This window comes from Psychrobacter sp. K31L, assembly GCF_017942195.1.
In the GTDB taxonomy this organism is placed as follows: Bacteria; Pseudomonadota; Gammaproteobacteria; order Pseudomonadales; family Moraxellaceae; genus Psychrobacter; species Psychrobacter glaciei.
Genome location: NZ_JAGKSC010000001.1, coordinates 644,889 through 661,726, shown reverse-complemented (window position 1 = coordinate 661,726; position 16,838 = coordinate 644,889). Strand labels below are relative to the sequence as shown.

General features: G+C 45.0%; 15 protein-coding genes and 1 tRNA gene. 11 read left to right on the top strand and 5 right to left on the bottom strand.

All coding sequences use genetic code 11. From position 1 onward, the window contains the following. Nucleotides 1-9 precede the first annotated feature (9 nt). Genes J5X94_RS02635 through J5X94_RS02625 form a run of 3 tightly spaced genes read left to right on the top strand, consistent with a single transcriptional unit; the run spans nt 10 to nt 4,687 of the window. Entirely contained in the window at nt 10-1,509 is a 1,500-nt protein-coding gene (locus J5X94_RS02635) for a hypothetical protein (protein ID WP_210539824.1), read from the top strand. After that, complete coding sequence (locus tag J5X94_RS02630) at nt 1,509-2,513, top strand: glycoside hydrolase family 104 protein (RefSeq protein WP_210539822.1); 1,005 nt, start codon at nt 1,509-1,511, stop codon at nt 2,511-2,513. Before J5X94_RS02635 ends, J5X94_RS02630 begins: the two co-directional genes overlap by 1 nt. Then, nucleotides 2,417-4,687, top strand: coding sequence for a hypothetical protein (locus J5X94_RS02625; protein ID WP_210539820.1), 2,271 nt, complete (start codon nt 2,417-2,419; stop codon nt 4,685-4,687). Before J5X94_RS02630 ends, J5X94_RS02625 begins: the two co-directional genes overlap by 97 nt. On the opposite strand, the gene J5X94_RS02620 is transcribed toward J5X94_RS02625, so the two are convergent. Beyond that, nucleotides 4,684-4,926, bottom strand: a complete 243-nt coding sequence (locus J5X94_RS02620) for a hypothetical protein (RefSeq protein WP_210539818.1) — start codon at nt 4,924-4,926, stop codon at nt 4,684-4,686. The genes J5X94_RS02625 and J5X94_RS02620 overlap by 4 nt on opposite strands. A gap of 71 nt (nt 4,927-4,997) precedes the next feature. Between J5X94_RS02620 and J5X94_RS02615 the strand changes: the two genes are divergently transcribed. From J5X94_RS02615 to J5X94_RS02595, 5 genes are all read left to right on the top strand, one after another. Then, a complete protein-coding gene (locus J5X94_RS02615; RefSeq protein WP_210539816.1) occupies nt 4,998-6,584 on the top strand; it encodes a hypothetical protein in 1,587 nt (528 codons plus the stop codon). A 19-nt stretch (nt 6,585-6,603) separates the two neighbouring features. Next, complete coding sequence (locus tag J5X94_RS02610; RefSeq protein ID WP_210539814.1) at nt 6,604-7,674, top strand: sialidase family protein; 1,071 nt, start codon at nt 6,604-6,606, stop codon at nt 7,672-7,674. A gap of 46 nt (nt 7,675-7,720) precedes the next feature. Beyond that, a complete protein-coding gene (locus J5X94_RS02605) occupies nt 7,721-8,113 on the top strand; it encodes a hypothetical protein (RefSeq protein WP_210539812.1) in 393 nt (130 codons plus the stop codon). Between the two features lie 42 nt (nt 8,114-8,155). After that, complete coding sequence (locus J5X94_RS02600) at nt 8,156-8,650, top strand: glycoside hydrolase family 108 protein (RefSeq protein ID WP_210539810.1); 495 nt, start codon at nt 8,156-8,158, stop codon at nt 8,648-8,650. Between the two features lie 132 nt (nt 8,651-8,782). Continuing rightward, nucleotides 8,783-9,103 carry a hypothetical protein gene (locus J5X94_RS02595; protein ID WP_210539809.1) on the top strand — a complete coding sequence of 107 codons (321 nt, stop codon included), beginning with the start codon at nt 8,783-8,785 and terminating at the stop codon, nt 9,101-9,103. A 120-nt stretch (nt 9,104-9,223) separates the two neighbouring features. Here the strand turns inward: J5X94_RS02595 and J5X94_RS02590 are convergent, their stop codons facing one another. The 3 genes from J5X94_RS02590 to J5X94_RS02580 form a co-directional block, all read right to left on the bottom strand. After that, nucleotides 9,224-10,426: a tyrosine-type recombinase/integrase gene (locus J5X94_RS02590; RefSeq protein ID WP_210539807.1), complete on the bottom strand. Its 1,203-nt coding sequence runs from the start codon at nt 10,424-10,426 to the stop codon at nt 9,224-9,226. Nucleotides 10,427-10,598: 172 nt separating this feature from the next. Continuing rightward, nucleotides 10,599-10,684 (bottom strand) — tRNA-Leu (locus J5X94_RS02585). 140 nt (nt 10,685-10,824) lie between these two features. Then, nucleotides 10,825-11,598: a ferredoxin--NADP reductase gene (locus tag J5X94_RS02580; protein ID WP_010199805.1), complete on the bottom strand. Its 774-nt coding sequence runs from the start codon at nt 11,596-11,598 to the stop codon at nt 10,825-10,827. Between the two features lie 618 nt (nt 11,599-12,216). Here J5X94_RS02580 and tsaA point away from each other — a divergent pair. Together tsaA and J5X94_RS02570 are read left to right on the top strand one after the other, a co-directional pair. Next, nucleotides 12,217-13,068 carry a tRNA (N6-threonylcarbamoyladenosine(37)-N6)-methyltransferase TrmO gene (gene tsaA, locus J5X94_RS02575; RefSeq protein ID WP_210539805.1) on the top strand — a complete coding sequence of 284 codons (852 nt, stop codon included), beginning with the start codon at nt 12,217-12,219 and terminating at the stop codon, nt 13,066-13,068. A 102-nt stretch (nt 13,069-13,170) separates the two neighbouring features. Continuing rightward, nucleotides 13,171-14,958 (top strand): GspE/PulE family protein, encoded by a 1,788-nt coding sequence (locus J5X94_RS02570; RefSeq protein WP_210539803.1) that lies wholly within the window; start codon nt 13,171-13,173, stop codon nt 14,956-14,958. Between the two features lie 53 nt (nt 14,959-15,011). On the opposite strand, the gene J5X94_RS02565 is transcribed toward J5X94_RS02570, so the two are convergent. Further along, nucleotides 15,012-15,677: an acyltransferase gene (locus J5X94_RS02565; protein WP_210539801.1), complete on the bottom strand. Its 666-nt coding sequence runs from the start codon at nt 15,675-15,677 to the stop codon at nt 15,012-15,014. 311 nt (nt 15,678-15,988) lie between these two features. Here J5X94_RS02565 and J5X94_RS02560 point away from each other — a divergent pair, with 311 nt between their 5' ends. Continuing rightward, nucleotides 15,989-16,777: a TatD family hydrolase gene (locus tag J5X94_RS02560; RefSeq protein WP_010196197.1), complete on the top strand. Its 789-nt coding sequence runs from the start codon at nt 15,989-15,991 to the stop codon at nt 16,775-16,777. The last annotated feature ends 61 nt before the right edge of the window (nt 16,778-16,838 follow it).

The window sequence follows — 16,838 nt, the reverse complement described above, 5'->3', positions numbered from 1 at the left end:
GGGTGAGATATGTTACAGGGCAATAATGCAGCACTGCTAGGCGCACAAGCGGTAGTTGATACTAGCGGCTTGTCCGACCAATTCCGCGATGGTCAAAAACTACGTCAAGAGTATGACGCGCGCCAAACTCAGAAAGAGCTTGGTAAAATCATGCAGACACAAGACTATAACGGCCGCTTAGAACAAGCACGTCAAAGTCGATATGCAGGTTCGCTCATTCCTACCCTACAAAAATATGAGCAAGACCGATTGACAGCCGAGCAGACCTACAACCAAGGTCAGGCTGATATCAACAAGACCAATGCCGAGGTCGGCAAGTTGGGCGCTGAGTCAGGTGAGATTGGCGCAAAAACAACGGGTTTGGTCAGAGAAAACACCGCAGGTATTCAAAATGACATATCAGCACTAGCAGTCACGCAAGACCCAAAATTGTTCGCGCTTGGACTGGGTGAAATGACTAGACAGGGACTTATTACGCCTGAACGTACCGACATGATGATTAAGATGCTTGTGTCCGACCCACAAAACGCTGCAAAAGTCATGCAATCGATGGTGATGGCTAATCCTGAACTGGCTAAGTTATTCCAGCCTAAATCTGAGGTGCTAGATGCTAAAGACGGGGCTTATCTCTATACAACCAATGGCTTTACGGGTGAAGCAAACGAGCCGGCCGCCAAAATTGGTTATGGTGTGTCAGCCACCGATCAGATGAAAGATGACACTAGCCGAGCAAACAACCAGTACACGGTTGATGCAGGTGAGCGCAACAACACTAGAAGCACACAAGCGTCAATGTATGGCTCAGATAACAGTTATAACGCCAGTGTTTACGGTGCAGATAGCCGAGCAGCGACAGCAAGCGACGCTCAAGCTATTGCTTGGTACAACGGTCAAAACAAGGCAAACACCGATGCCGTGAATGCTGAAACCAATCGCATTAAAGCCAATAAAACAGGTGTTGGTGGTGTTGATGCTAACGGCAAGCCAGTTGCTCGAAAACTGGAAGCAAACGAGCGCAGCAAGATATTCGAGCTGCAAGAACAGATTGATGCTGATATTGGTGTTGGTGAGTCGCTTAATAGGCTAAGCAGTTTAGTAGAACAGTCTTATAGTGGTGCAGGCGCAGGCTTTAGAGGTACAGCTATGAGCCGTCTACCGTTTGTAGATAAAACACGAGCCAATGCCACAGTGGTGTCTGAGAACATTGCTATCGAGCTTGCGTTGAAACAACTTAAATCAACATTTGGTGCAGCGCCAACCGAGGGCGAACGTAAAATCTTAATGGATTTGCAAGCGTCTGTGGATAAAACGCCTGAGCAAAAGCAAAAGATTATTGCAGCAGCACTTAGAGCGTCAGCCGCAAGAGTTAGATACCGCAAGAAGCAGCAAGAGGCTATCCGTACTGGCAGCTATGCCATGCCTAAAGGTAATAGCTCTAGCAGCGCAAAACCAAAAGCGAAAAACAACGCTGGTGCGTCAATCATTGGCGGTATCTTAGGGGGTAGCTAATGGCAACACGCAAGCAGTTAGAGCAAGCATTGCAAAACCCTAACGTGCGTAAGTTTCTTGATTTAATCTCTTATACAGAGGGCACACAAGGTAATGGCTATCGCACTGCTTTTGGTGGTGGCAAGCTAAATAGTCTAAACGACCATCCTCGCTACCTTAAATCATTCACGCAAACAGATGGCAAGAGTAATAAAACGTCAGCAGCAGGGCGTTATCAGTTTGTTAGTAAAACTTGGGATGGTGTGGCGCGTCAATATGGCTTACGTGACTTTAGCCCACAAAATCAAGACTTGGGCGCGGTGGCACTGCTATTCCAACGTGGTGCAATACCTGCATTACTTAAAGGCGATTATCAAACCGCCATAAAGAAAACGGGCGATGAATGGGCAAGCTTGCCATCATCTAACTACAAGCAAAATAAGCGGTCATGGGATAACGTCAATAAGTTTTTAGGCGGCAAAATTGGTAATGTCAGTAATGATTACGAGCAACCACAAGTTGATCCGCGACTATCAATGTCAGCGCCCGACTTACTTGCAACACTACGCAAAGGCAAAGAAAAGCGGTCGGATTTGCAGATACTCTATGAGCTATCCAACAACAACGGCTTGGCAGGTCGTGAAATAAAGCAGCTAATGGCGCAAGGTGAGAACATCAATGACATTGCTAGTCAGTTGGGGCTAAAAGTACCTAGCAGCCAACCACAAGCCGCTAAGGAGCTGCCACAGTTTCCAAGTTTTGAGGAATTTACCCAAAACAATGCTGAGCCTGAGCCGTTCCCGTCTTTTGAGGAATTTACAGCAGGTGATAGTGAGCAGCAGCCACAACAAGAATTACCGCCATTTCCAAGCTTTGAGGAATTTACAGCTAATAACCCCATTGAACAGCCAACACAAGCAGGTGAACCATGGCAAACTCAGAAGATATCATTAGACTCTACGTTAAACGAGAGCAGCGAAAAGGGACGCCCGATGGAAAAATCGTCGTGGGAATCACTAAGCTAGAAGGTCAAGCAGGTAAAGATGCCAACAAAATGGTCAAGGCATTGCGCGATGCCGGTCTATCGCCCACTGAATCACTAGCGGATTACTTTGGTTTGAAAACGGGTGCAGTTGATCCAAAAGCCAAAAAACCAGTTAATAAAAACCCCAGTATCGGTCAAAAAGCCAAGTCATATGCAACGAGCGCAGCATTAGGCTTGTCTGATGCTGGTGCAGGTATCGTGCAGGGCATGGCATTGGCTGCTGATGGCGTTAATAAAGGTATAAACAGCGTAGCAGGTACAAACTACAAGACAGATGCTTACGAGGAATATAACGACGATTACAAGGCAGCCAACGCCAATGCAAACGCAATGCGAGCTGATGCAGGTCGTGGCGGTGGTGACTTTGTGCGCGGTGGCACTGAACTTGGCGCAACTGTGCCGATGTTCTTGGCAGGTGGTGGCGCTGGTGCTGGCGTAAAAGCAGGTGCAGCGTTCGCAGGTCGTCAAGCTGCTATTGGTGCAGGAGTAGGCGCAGCTCGTTATGCTGAAAATGGCAAGCAACGAGTAGGCAATACAGCAGGTGGCGCGATTGGTGGTGCTGTGGGCGGTGTCATCGGTGAAAAGGTAGTTGCACCAGCCATCGGTAAAGCGGTGGGTGCTGTGGCACGTAGGACGGCAAACAAGACAGGTACAACTGCAGCAGCAGCAGAGCGCATGGTTGATGATTTAATCAGCCGTGAGGATATGGTGGTTGGTGAAGCTGTACGCAGAAATATTGTCGTAGAGGCCACCAAAAATCTAAGCAAAGGCAAGCAAGTTGATGCAGCAGCATTGGCGCGTCAATCACTGCTTAAACAGTACAATTTAAAAGGTACAAAAGCACAGATAAGCCGTGACCCCATCGAATGGAAAAACGAAGTCGAGCTGGCAAAAAATAACCCTGAACTTAACGATGTACGCATACAGAACCATGACCAAGTACGCAGCACATGGCAGTCGCTCGCAGACGATACCAATGCAAGACCAGTTGACAACAATGCTCGTATGGAATCTACGTTCCAAACGCTAAAACAATCGGATGAAGTGGCGCAAGACAATATCAAAAGCTTGTACGGTCGTGCGCGTGAAATGGGCGGCAATGACGTACAGCTTAATCACATGCGTTTTATTGACCAAGCAAGTCGTGAACTAGAAGAGCAGGGTTTAGGCTCATTCCTCAAAGGCGATATACGCGGTGTGTTTAAGGGTATGTTTGATAACCCTGATTTTGTGCTAACACACGGCAAATCAGAAGAAATCGTTAAAATCCTTAATGCTAGGCTAAAAACCACCACTGATGGCAACGAACGCGCAGCACTCGCAATCGTGCGTAAAAACCTTGATAACGAAGTTGGGCAGTCCATTGATGAGTTAGGCGGTGCAGCAAGAGGCGCTGATAATGCTGGCTCAACAGATTTGTCTAACCCCGACCAGTTCGCAGGCGATGGTTTGGCAGGCGCAAGGGGTGCATGGCAAGAGGCAAGAGGCGCGGCTCGTGACCGCTTTCAAAATATCGATAGCAATCCACTGCTAAAAGACGCGCTTGATGAGAAGCCAGTTGACAAGATGTTTGACAAGTACGTTTTGCGCGGCAATGAGCGTGACTTGGTAAAGCTGGTCGATGATTTAAAGCAAACACCACAAGGTCAGCAGAATATTGCAGACTTGCAAGGCGCAACGATTGAGCACTTTATCGCTAAAGCAAGCCGTGGTAATGATGGTGCGTTTAGTCCAGCAGGGCTAAATAACGCTATCAAATCATTTGGCGATAATCGAATGAAGGCGCTATTTACACCTGAACAAATAAGCCGCATCAATGATGTGAAGCAAGTTAGCGATATCTTATTACAACAGCCACGCGGATCAGCAGTCAATCACTCGAACACAGCAAGCGCAATTATTCCATTTTTGCAAGGTATCGTTGGTCGTGTGCCAGTTGGCGGTAACTTACTGTCAGGCGCGGTCGGTACAGCAGCCAAAAAGGTGACTGATATCAATGCTAGTGGGGCAGCGGCTAAAGCCATGAATGGTCAAGCAGGGGTTACAAAAGGTTCAAGCCTTGGGTTAACTGACGAGCAATTAGAAATGCTTGGCATGATACCAAAACGCAGCGGTCAAGTCGGTGCTGGATTGGGTGCGAATATAGGTGATTAGGCAAATATAGCATAGAGTGCGCCACCAACAATAACGGTTAAAGTGAGGTTGGTTAAACTGCTAACCCACTCGTTATCGCTTGTCGCCATGCCGTAAATGATGGCTAAGACAAGTATTGTGGCAAGTATGCCAAGCACCAGCCAAACGTTATAAAACGCCCACACGATAGCCGCTATAAACAATCCTATGGCAGCGGCTATCAATAACAGGCTGAACAACCCACCGATCACATTTTTCATAATTAACCCTCTTTTTATCGATATTAACACAAGCCACCTTAACGGTGGTTTTTTTACGTCTGGAGAAAAGTATGGCGGCACAACTTTTGGGCATTAAGACACGATTTACCAATGACTTAGGTTCGCCATTAGTAGGCGGTCAGGTTTACACCTACTTTGCAGGAACAAGCACTAATCAAGACAGTTACAGCGATGCAGCGTTGACTGTACCCAACACCAATCCCGTTATTTTAGATGATACTGGCAGCGCGGATATATTCCTAAAAGGCTCTTATCGCATACGTGTGTTTGATAAGTCAGGTCGATTTATCGAAGAACAAGACAATGTGACGCAAGCGGCAAGTCAGAGCAGCACCGACGCTCTTAGTGTTAAAGTTGACAATTTCGAGACCGAAGTAAACAAGGTTAAGCTTGACACAGGCATAACAGTTGTTTCAAAAAACGGTAGTATCGAGCGTCCGTTAAGCGAAAAGAACAGCGAAAGCGACAGCTTTAAGGGTTTTGGCGCTATTGGCAACGGTGTTGACGATGATACGGCAGCCATCGACAGCGCTCTATCATCGGGCGTAAATATTGTCAGCACAACAGGAGATTATCTGTACGCAGGTGACATTGACGCGCTATACGCTAACAAGCCAAGCGGATCAGGATTCATCATATACAACGGTTATAAGTATCCAGTAAAACCTGAATCACGTATCAATCACCTATGGCAAGGTGCGCTTTCATCGTGGCAGATGGGCAACTCGGACAAAGTAAGCACCGTCCAGCGCAAACAGATACCAGCAGGTGTGACCCATGCAAGGCGCGGCTTTGTAGTAGATACCACAATCTATCACGTTAACGGCAATTACGGAGCGCACGCTATCAAAGTGGCTCGCAATGCCACTACAACGAACACAGCTACTCATAACATGGTTATTACGCTCACACCGTCAGAAACCATGCTGATTGCAGGGCAAACTTGCACACTGATGTACCATTGCGCCAAAGGTGCTAATTACGCTGATACTAACATTACGGTGAAGGTTCAAGCATCAAAAGAACTAATGCAGCCGATACTGCGTGATGACGGTAAATACACAGGCGGCAATATCGATTTAATTACTAAATCTCACAAGCCTATACTGCGACCGCAATCAGCACCTTATTTATTGACTTTTGACGTTCCAGAAGATGCGTCGCAATTATCTATTAGTATTGATATTCCGTTTACAGGTGCAGCAGGTGTTGAGGATTGGGTTGAGTTTGAGCAAATGTGCCTTGCGGTCAGTGACACAGCTTTTGTGTGTGTTGATGAGTCAGACCAGTCGATACAAAACAAGGCAGCCACTCGTTATCAATCAACGTATCAAAGCGGTATTGGTCGTGGCGCACCGATTGAGGGCGGCAGTGTTCAAGCGATTTGCTCAGGAACAGGTAAGTATGCCGTTGCAATATCAGTACGATTTGAACCGCCTATGGCTTATACGCCTTGGTTTACATTCCAAAGCCCAACGTCAGGCACAGAGTTTCGACTACTTAATAAAACCACAGGCGCAAACATCAACGGTCAGGCGTATGACTTAACCAATAAAGGCGTGGTTATCACAAACAATGCAACAGTGGTCACAGGCGATAGATTGCTTTGTCATTGGACAGCTGAGAGCTTAATTTAACTAAAAACGAGGTGTCAAAATGGCAGTAGTCGCAGGTGATAAAAGAGAGTATGAGATTTATGGTAGCGACAACGAAGGGGATTTATGTTTATACCCTCGTGACGTATCGCAAGCCACATTCGCACAATTAACCAATTATCGTAGTCAGATTATCTACAATGAGAATTATGATGCGTTTCCTTATGCAACCAAAATAGGCAACAGTATTGTCGGTATTTTCAGCACTGGCGCAGCTCATGCACAATCAGATAAGCAGGTCATGTTTCGATCAGATGATAACGGTCTAACATTTACCACTAGAGATTTTTTAGTTAACGCAACTGGATTTTATGATACGAGCTTGATTAACGACTTATTAGCAGATGGCGAGTCAGTTGATTTAAAGGTGTTCAATCTCAAAAAAACAGGCGCGACAATATCAGTCACAAGCACGCCATTAGTTGACGGATACGCGGTATGGTCACGCCCTAAAGTGGCAGGTACTAAGTTATATCGAACTGGCTATAAATTGGTGGGCGCAGTCAATGAGTCAGCCTTGCTTGAATCTAGCGACAACGGCTTGACATGGGTGTTTAAAAGCAAGATAGGTGTGTTAGCAGGTAAAAGCCTCAATGAGACCGATATCGTCAACACAGGCGGCAACAACTGGCTTGCTATCATGCGCGAAGATACTGGCTTGTATGACAATATGTACCAGTCCAAATCAACAGATAATGGCGTTACATGGTCAACGCCCACGGTGCTTGATTTTAAACTCATCAATGGTCGTCAGCCAAACCTTACAAAGCTGAGTGACGGCTCTATCATCTTGGGCACTGGTGACAGAACAGGTATATCAGGTTACGCAGGTAGCGCAGGTGATGTGGTTTATGGTGTCGATACGACAGGTATAACCATCTTTAGAAGCACCGATGGCGGCACAACATGGTCATTCAGAACGCGCATCAGCCCTATTTACAGCACTGATGGTGGTCAGCCTTATGTGGTCGATTTGGGCAGCGGTAACGTATTTATCACTTGGTACGCTCGCAAGACGACAAAGGGCAAGCCGTCAATCAATAGCTGTACGATGAACACTACTAACATCTAAACCCCTTAATTGGGGTTTTTTATTATCTAAAATTTGAGGACGGCGTATGCCAAACAATACACCCTTTTGGGATATTATCTTACTAAAGCTCTTGGTGTTTATGCCCAAAGTATTTGCAGCTGTGATCGGTGCTATTTTCGGCTTGATGCTGTCAGGCGATATTGGGCGTGACGGTAAGATACAAGTCAATATATCGGTAATCGTTAAGTTTACAATCGCTGTCACAATCTCCTTATTTGGCGGTGCAGCGCATATTGAGCTAATGGGCTACCAAAGCTACAGCGTCATGACACATGGGGCAATCATGCTTGTGTGGGCAGTCTTTGGCATGTTGGCGATAGGCATCATCTATCAAGCCGTGGCGCTCATGCAGGGCAAGACACTTGCTGAGGTGGTCAAAGAGGTCAAAGACGCAGCGTTTGCGATATTCAATAAGTAATAAATCGACCCTTAATTAGGGCTTTTTTTTGGAGCTAAAAAAATGAATGTATTTCAAGGTTTTTTCGATAGATTGATGGCGCATGAGGGTGGTTATGTGAATCATCCAAGCGACCCGGGCGGTGAAACAATGTGGGGCGTGACCAAGCGTGTTGCCGTTGCTCATGGCTATACTGGCAATATGCGGAATCTACCCAAAGCCACAGCACAGCGCATTGCTGACAAGAGCTATTGGCAAGCGGTACATGGCGATGAGTTACCTATTAACGTTGCTTGGCAAGTAGTCGATGCTGCATACAATCACGGCAACCGTCAAGCTGTTAAGTTCCTGCAACGAGCCATTGGCGCGAATGACGACGGTATTATCGGCCCCAAAACACTGGCAGCGGTCAAGTGCATAGACTCCGACGATATTGTCTTGCTATTCAATGCTGAGCGTTTAGAGTTTTACGCCAATCTGAGAATTTGGCAGACGTTTGGCAAAGGTTGGGCGCGTCGTATTGCAGGCAACTTGCGATGGGCAGCTAAAGATAATTGATAGCTAGTCCCATTTAGCTGTTATAATTAATTGTCGGATAGGTTGTTAGGTAGCTCCCAATAACTGGTAGGTGTGTGACGCTACACGCACCTTTCTGACACCTTTATTAGCGATTACAGAGCGAGTAATGTTATGATATTTGATAAAACAGAGTTATTTTATCAAAAAATAAACAGGCTAGGACTGACCATCCACGAAATAGATGGATGGCAATACGGATACAGACTGAGTAATCACGGTAATGAGTCGATATTGTATGAGCGCAGAGTTAATGGTTATACGTATAAAGCCACGGTCACTCTAGAGCAATTACAAAACGAACAAGACAACAAAGATCATTTTGAATTAGTCTTGAATACCTACTTTAGTAAAGCTTACGCTGCACATATAAGCGGAAGTCTTGCTAAAAATAATAGTAGAAATGGTTGTTGTATCAATTTTAGTAATATCTAATATAGAATTCACCACAAGCCCCGATTGTTAATTCAGTCGGGGCTGTTTTTTATTGTCTAAATTTTCAGTTGTTTCCATTTTGGAAATAACTGAACTGTCCGGAATTTCCGGATAGTTGGTCTAAGCGCGTCTAAGTTGGTCTAAGTAGTCAGCCCACGCTTGCATCATAACCCTTCTTTTTTCAAGCCACTTAACACGGTTATAAGCGCGACCGTTTCCGTCAACGACCTTGTGTGCCAGTTGCATGTCAATCAGCGCGTAATCAAATTCTAGGCGTTCTTCTAGCAGCGTGCGAGCTATCGCCCTAAAGCCTTGACTCGTTTGCTCGCTACCGTCAAACCCCATGCGCTTTAACGCTTGGTTGAGTGTATTCTCAGATAAGACCCTACTTTTTGACATGGATGATGGGAACACATATTCGCCAGTTGCATATTCACGCATTTCATCGATTATTTGTAATGTCTGCGTCGATAATGGTGACACCATATCAACACCCGTGGATTTCTTTGTTTTTGGTGGCGTGTAGATCCAAACGCCTTTATCTAAGTCTAAATCAGACCATTTAAGGTGCCGTACTTCACCGACACGCGCAAAGGTCAGGATTGCAAAGCGCAAAGCTCTACGTGTAGAGAAGTTGCCGTGATAGCCGTCTATGGCTGATACAAGCTCACCTAGTCTCTGCTCGTTTAATATCGCAGGGGCGTGTTTTACTTCGCCCGTCGCAAAAACACCGCGCAGGTGCAAAGCTGGATTTTGTGTTGCTCGACCGGTAGCGATTGCATGAGTCATGACTTGACTAATCTTAGTGCGAGTCTTTTGCAGCTTGGTAAAATGGCCGGCTGCCTCAATTGGTTTTAATACTGCCATGCAATCGACGGTTGTGATCTCACTCACTGGCTTGTTACCGATGACCGCAATTATCTCATCAACAGCCGTTTTCGTTTTGCTCAGCGTCGTTTCTGAATAATTTTTAGTCTGCAGCCATTCATCAAACACTGATTTAAAATCATTCGCTATTTTGTTGCGCTCAGATAATATTTGATTTTGATTGTCAGTCTTTGGATCAACGTTGTTTTCAATCAGCACATCACATTCAGCACGTTTTTTGCGCGCATCAGCTAACGACAAAGCAGGGTAGCGACCAAGTTTGAACATATCAGCTATGCCGGTATAAGGTCGGCTGTATTGATAATACCAAGTCTTGGTGCCAGACTTCGCAATGTTCAGCACTAAACCGTTGCCGTCATAGAGTCGATATGGCTTATCTCTAGGCTTGGCTTTAGCCACCTCAGTATTGGTCAGCGGATTAGTAATGCGAGCCATAACAGTAAATCCCAGTAATCAAAACAGTAAAAACGGTAATTACTGCCAAGTTTACTGTTATAAATATCGGTTTGCAACAGACATATACAGACACATACAGACATAAAAAAGCCCCTATGCTATGAAACATAAGGGCTAATCAGACGTTCTCGGACTTGCTTGTACTGCTATATGGTACCAGTGGTCGGACTCGAACCGACACGCTTTATAGGCAACGGATTTTGAATCCGTCATGTCTACCAATTCCATCACACTGGCATGTTAGATAATAAAGTTTATAATGCGAACTTTATTGAATCGGGCTACAGGGTTAACTCTGTATAGGCTGCGTATTATAGCAGCCTATTTTTGAGCGTCAAGAATTATTTATAATAATTGTGCTTTTAATCAAATTAATCTTAACCGACAAACGCTCTTTCGACTGCATAGTCAGCTTGAACGCCCATGCGTGGTGACACAGTGAGACCGAAACCATCTAGAATCTCAGAGACTTCCGCATTAAACGGCATGCTACCACATATCATGACACGGTCATCGTCTTTGTTAATTGGCGGTAAACCAATATCTTCAAAGAGTTTGCCTGATCTCATTAAATCGGTAACGCGGCCTTGGTTTCTAAATTCTTCGCGAGTAACCGTTGGATAGTAAATAAACTTCTCGCGGAACCATTCACCAAAGATTTCATCGTTGGGCAGCTCATTTTCGAACATATCACGATAAGCCAAGTCATCGACATGGCGTACACCATGCACCATGATGACTTTATCAAAGCGTTCATAGACTTCAGGATCACGTGCCAAGGCCAAAAATGGCGCAAGCCCAGTACCAGTCGACAGCATATAAAGGTGTTTGGCTGGTAGTAGATCATCTAAGACGAGCGTGCCCGTGGGCTTTTTGCTGACCAACAGCTCATCGCCGACCTTGATGTGCTGTAGGCGTGACGTCAAAGGACCATCTGGAACCTTGATAGAGAAGAACTCTAGATGATCTTCGTAGTTAGGGCTAGCAATCGAATAAGCGCGCAAGAGTGGTCTGCCATCGACAACGATACCAATCATCGCAAACTCGCCATTGCGAAAGCGCAAACCATCGTCACGTGTGGTTTTGATGCTAAATAAGGCATCATTCCAATGATGAACCTCTGTGACCGTTTCGGTGCGAAGTTTTGACATAAAGTCCTCGTTAATAAATCACTATTTTTATCGTTAAGTGTAAATGAGTATTAAATTGAAATTTTCAATGATATGTTTTGGGGGCTAACAATATATAAATGGGTAATCATCAAAATTGCTAATAACGGCTCATACTTTGAAATATCTGTTATCTATAAACCAATAAGGTCGTAAATTTATGAATCAATTTATAAGGCGTTTTTCCACTTTCATACTAGGGCGTGTCCTCAATTCAACCGATAGCGATCTAAATGGGCTAAAAGTGGTTAAATCTTGCCAAACATCGTCAATTAGCTAGGTAATATATCGATATTATCTGCGCTATTTTCCTTGTTTGACTGCCATTTACCTCACTTTTATCCTCATTTTTAAAATGAGGACACGCCCTAGGAATTGTACAGTAATAGCGAGGGTTTTTATCCTCATGGGCAATACCGCTGTCGTATGAATGCAAGCCATTCTCAATAAATTTCTCGATCATAATACCAAACTTTAAAATAAAAATCTGTCTAGCAGCCGCTATGTAGCATGATAAAATGGAATATCGTTAGTGAGTAATTTTGTATGATTGGGCCGATTGTCTTAATAAGGGCCGTTTGCCATCATTGGAGTGGATATATGTCTGACCATAATGCATCTTTGGATGACCATCATCGAGCACCTATTATTGGCTATCATCGTGCGCCGCTTTCACAGAAATTTGGCGCGCCAAGGCAACCGAATTTGGTGGCCTTGACCAGTGTGATTGAGATGCTAGCGCCTTATGACACGCCAGCGGCATTTATTGGTTTGGAAGCATTTAGTCATATTTGGATCAGTTGGCAGTTTCATCATAATTATGTGGATAAAACCAATCAAGCGAGTAAAGATAAACAGGTAAATAAAGCAGACAGCAGCTTTCGCCCGCAAGTTCGACCACCAAGGCTTGGGGGCAATCAGAAAATAGGGGTATTTGCCAGTCGCAGTATGTACCGACCATCCGCTTTGGGATTGTCTGTGGTCAAGTTTGAGCGTATTGAAATAGTACAAGGTCGAGTGTTACTTATTATCAGCGGTGCTGATATGATAGATGGCACGCCCATTATCGATATCAAACCTTATGTGGCTTATAGTGATGCATTAGTGCATGCAAAAAGTGGCTTTGCGCCTTCTGCGCCCATGTCATTGGATGTGACTGTAACGGAGTTTGCTTACCATCAATTTACACAAATGGTGGTCAATCAACAGCCTTATAAAGAACCTAGCGAGCCATATACGGTAGCGGTAGTCATTGACAAGGTAAGAACGCAACTCATACGATCTGACCTCGATGCTATCAAAGCATTAATTGCACAAGATCCACGTCCTGCCTATCGCCGTGAGGAAGTAAATAAACAGTTTGTTATGCGCTATAAGTGTGTCGATGTTAGTTTTCAGTTAATAGAATCGGGACAGTTGCAGATCACGGACGTTGTAGCAGTGGTTTTGTAGCGTGAGAGAGTAGCGCGTTCTGTATGTCGTTTTTATTTATACCAATTTATCGACATTATAAAACGGTTGGTTTGCAAAAAAATCTAATAAAAGAAGAAAAATATGTCTGCTCAAAAGTATTCGATCGTGATTGATTTGCGTTGGTGCCTAGATGAATTATTGGCGGATAAGGTGATTGATCAGCGTGGCTACAATTTGGTGATTACCAGTCGCCGTGATAAGGCGCAGCATCCGCTCCTCACGATTAGTGAATTTGGCTTACCCAATGGACATGCTTTGGATAATGAGCAACAACAGAAATTGACACTGCCATGGCTCAATGAATGGCTGGCTGTCAAAGCAGATATGCCGCTCGTACGTATCGATCCGCTGAAAGTTGATGTGCCAGCCGTCACTCAGTTGATGTCTTTTGAGTATGCGCGCTCACAGCATATTTTGCCGATTGAGGTGACAATTGATGAAGTCGTCATCGGCACCGACCAGCCTTTTTATAGTGATTGGCATGGCAATATTGAAAAGCTCATTAAGTCCAAAAGCTTTCGTACGGTATTTATCAATCCTGAACAGATCAACCGCTATCGGCAAGAGTTCTATCAAGTCACGCAAGCGATTGCAGGAGCAAATAGCATCCACAAGCGGGCGGCGGCGGATGTCACCAATGTCGAGGCATTATTGCAATTGGGTGACAATACCAACCCTGATGCCAATGACCAACATATTGTCAAAGTTGTCGATTGGTTGTTGCAATATGCCTTTGAGCAGCGCGCCAGTGATATCCACTTAGAGCCTCGCCGTGAGACCGGAAAAGTGCGTTTTCGTATTGATGGCGTGCTGCATACCGTCTACGAGATGCCGCTGGCGATTATCGTCGCGGTGACGGCGCGGATTAAAATCTTAGGACGACTCAATGTCGCAGAAAAACGCAAACCACAAGATGGACGGCTAAAAACCCGTACGCCAAAAGGTCTGGAAACCGAGCTGCGTCTATCGACGATGCCGACTGCCTTTGGCGAAAAGCTGGTCATGCGGGTATTTGACCCAGAAGTGCTGGTGCGCTCGTTTGCTCAGCTTGGTTTGTCAGGTAAGCAACTTGATACTTGGCATGAGCTGACGGCGCATCCAAACGGCATTATCTTGGTCACGGGTCCGACTGGCTCAGGTAAGACCACAACGTTATACAGTACGCTTAAGCAGCTCGCCACTGAGCAGGTCAACGTCTGTACGATTGAAGACCCGATCGAGATGATTGAGCCAGCCTTTAATCAAATGCAGGTGAATCCAGGGGTTGATTTGCACTTCGCTGATGGTATTCGCTCCTTGATGAGGCAAGATCCAGACATCATTATGGTTGGTGAGATTCGCGATGCTGAGACTGCTAATATGGCGGTGCAAGCATCACTGACTGGGCACTTGGTGCTCTCGACGTTGCATACCAATGATGCGCCAAGTTCACTCACTCGCTTGCATGATTTGGGTATTCAGCCGTTTTTAACCTCAGCGACCATATTAGGCGTCATGGCACAGCGTCTACTACGGACATTATGTCCGCACTGCAAAAAAGCGCTGGACGTGACTGCAGATAGTGAAATTGCAATTCAATGGCAGGAACTGGTTCAGCCTTGGCGCGCGCCCGTGCCAGCACAAATTTATATAGCGCAGGGCTGCGAGCATTGCCGTCATACAGGCTATCAAGGTCGAATCGGTCTGTATGAAATTATGCCGCTATCGAATGAGCTCAAAAAACTGGTCGCTGCTGATGCCAATTTGGACGTGCTAAAGCAGCAAGCCTATCGCGAAGGTGTGCAGCCGTTGCGCTTATCGGGCGCAAAGCGCATCAGTGAAGGCGTGACGACCTTAGAAGAGGTGATGCGAGTGGTGCCATTGCATTGACCTTAAATAGCCAATGCTCGCTATGGTAAAACGTCGCTTTATGACTTGATTATTTAACGCTCCCAGCGTACATTTTGGCGAATAATTTTGGCTGGTGTACCAGCAATCATGCAGTTGGGCGTCTCGACTGGTTTATTGACAAATGCCCCTGCTGCAATGATACAACCGCTGGCGATAGAGACGTTTTTAGAGATGGTCACATTGGCGGCAATCCAAATATGGTCTCCTAAAATGACGTCTGTATGTGCCTTATTAACTCGCGCGTTAGTGTCTATATCATAGACCTTGTGAACGTCAGTCGCTCGAATTTCGATACCACGTGATATCATGCATGATTGACCAATGGTCACACTTTTATCGCGAGCCAAAATATAGCAATCGATGGCGGTGGTATGATGACCGATATAAATATGCAGATGATTACCGACAATCAATAATTGCCCCGAAAACTTAACCTGCTCTCCAATCGTGACTTGATTATGGTTGCCATTGATGTCAATTTTTAACTGATTAAATTTGCCACCCTGACCTATAGTGATTTGATTGTCATGGCCTTTGCGAATGGTAATGGTTGAATTACCAATGATGCGTGCGTCTTTAGCAATATTAATATGATTATCGTGCCCTTTATCTTGTAATAAAAACCGCTTTTTGTATAACCGTTTGGGTAACAATGCTTTTATGATCGGAGAAAGGCTGATGGTTTTTTTGTGATTCATAATAAAAGGCTTATGAGAAGTGAGTAGAAGGCGTAATGTTTTCGCTAGCGCATGGCTTTTATGGTTGGTTAGCTGTCTTTATATCAAAACTCATGTCAAGGCTCATGTCAAAACTATAGTCAGTTTTGATACCGTTTCAGACACGATTAACCATACCTCTGATAGTGTACCGCTAAACTTTACTTGAAAACAGCTGCCTTTGGGACAATAGATACGAGTATCACTAATACGATTGTTATCAATACGATTGTCACTTTGAAGACTTATCCCTAATATTTTTTATTTATTCATTTTTATTAACGAGAGTGTTTATGTTTACTGATAGCCATTGCCATCTTAATCGTCTAGATTTAACCAAGTATGATGGTCAATTGTCTGGTGCGATTGACGCAATGAAAGCCGCCAATGTCACTCGGGCAATGGCGATTATGTGTGATTTTGCTGAATATGATGAGATTGCCCATATCGTTAGCTCCTATGGCGATGAGACGCTAAATCTTGGCATGAGCGTCGGTATCCATCCTTGTGAAGATATCAGTATTTTGCAATCAGCGACGGTCGAGCGTTTGATCGAAACGGCTGATGCCGACCATGTATGGGCGATTGGGGAAACGGGGCTGGATTATTATTGGTCAACTGAAAATAAAAAAGAGCAGCAAGCCAGCCTTGCCCGTCATATTCATGCAAGCCAAAGTTTAAAAAAACCACTCGTCATACATATGCGCGATGCCAAAGAAGATACGATCGATATCTTAAAGGCAGAGGGCGCTGAGCACGGTATTATTCATTGCTTTACCGAAGATTGGGAGACAGCCAAGCGGGCACTAGATTTAGGGTTTTATATCTCATTCTCAGGTATTGTCAGTTTCAAAAGCGCACAAACCATCAAAGATGCCGCAAAAAACATGCCTAGAGACCGACTGCTTATCGAAACCGACAGTCCTTATCTAGCACCTGTACCTAAGCGTGGTAAACCCAACGAGCCAGCCTATGTACCCTACGTGGCAAGTTGTTTGGCAGATATGTATGGTTGTAGTAGTGATGAGGTTGGGGCATTGACCGCAAAAAACTTTGAAAATTTACTGGCACAGTACCATTAAAATCGTTATGCTATGACCACTCAGTCATTTATTAGATAGTCTTATTACTTTACGCTATTTG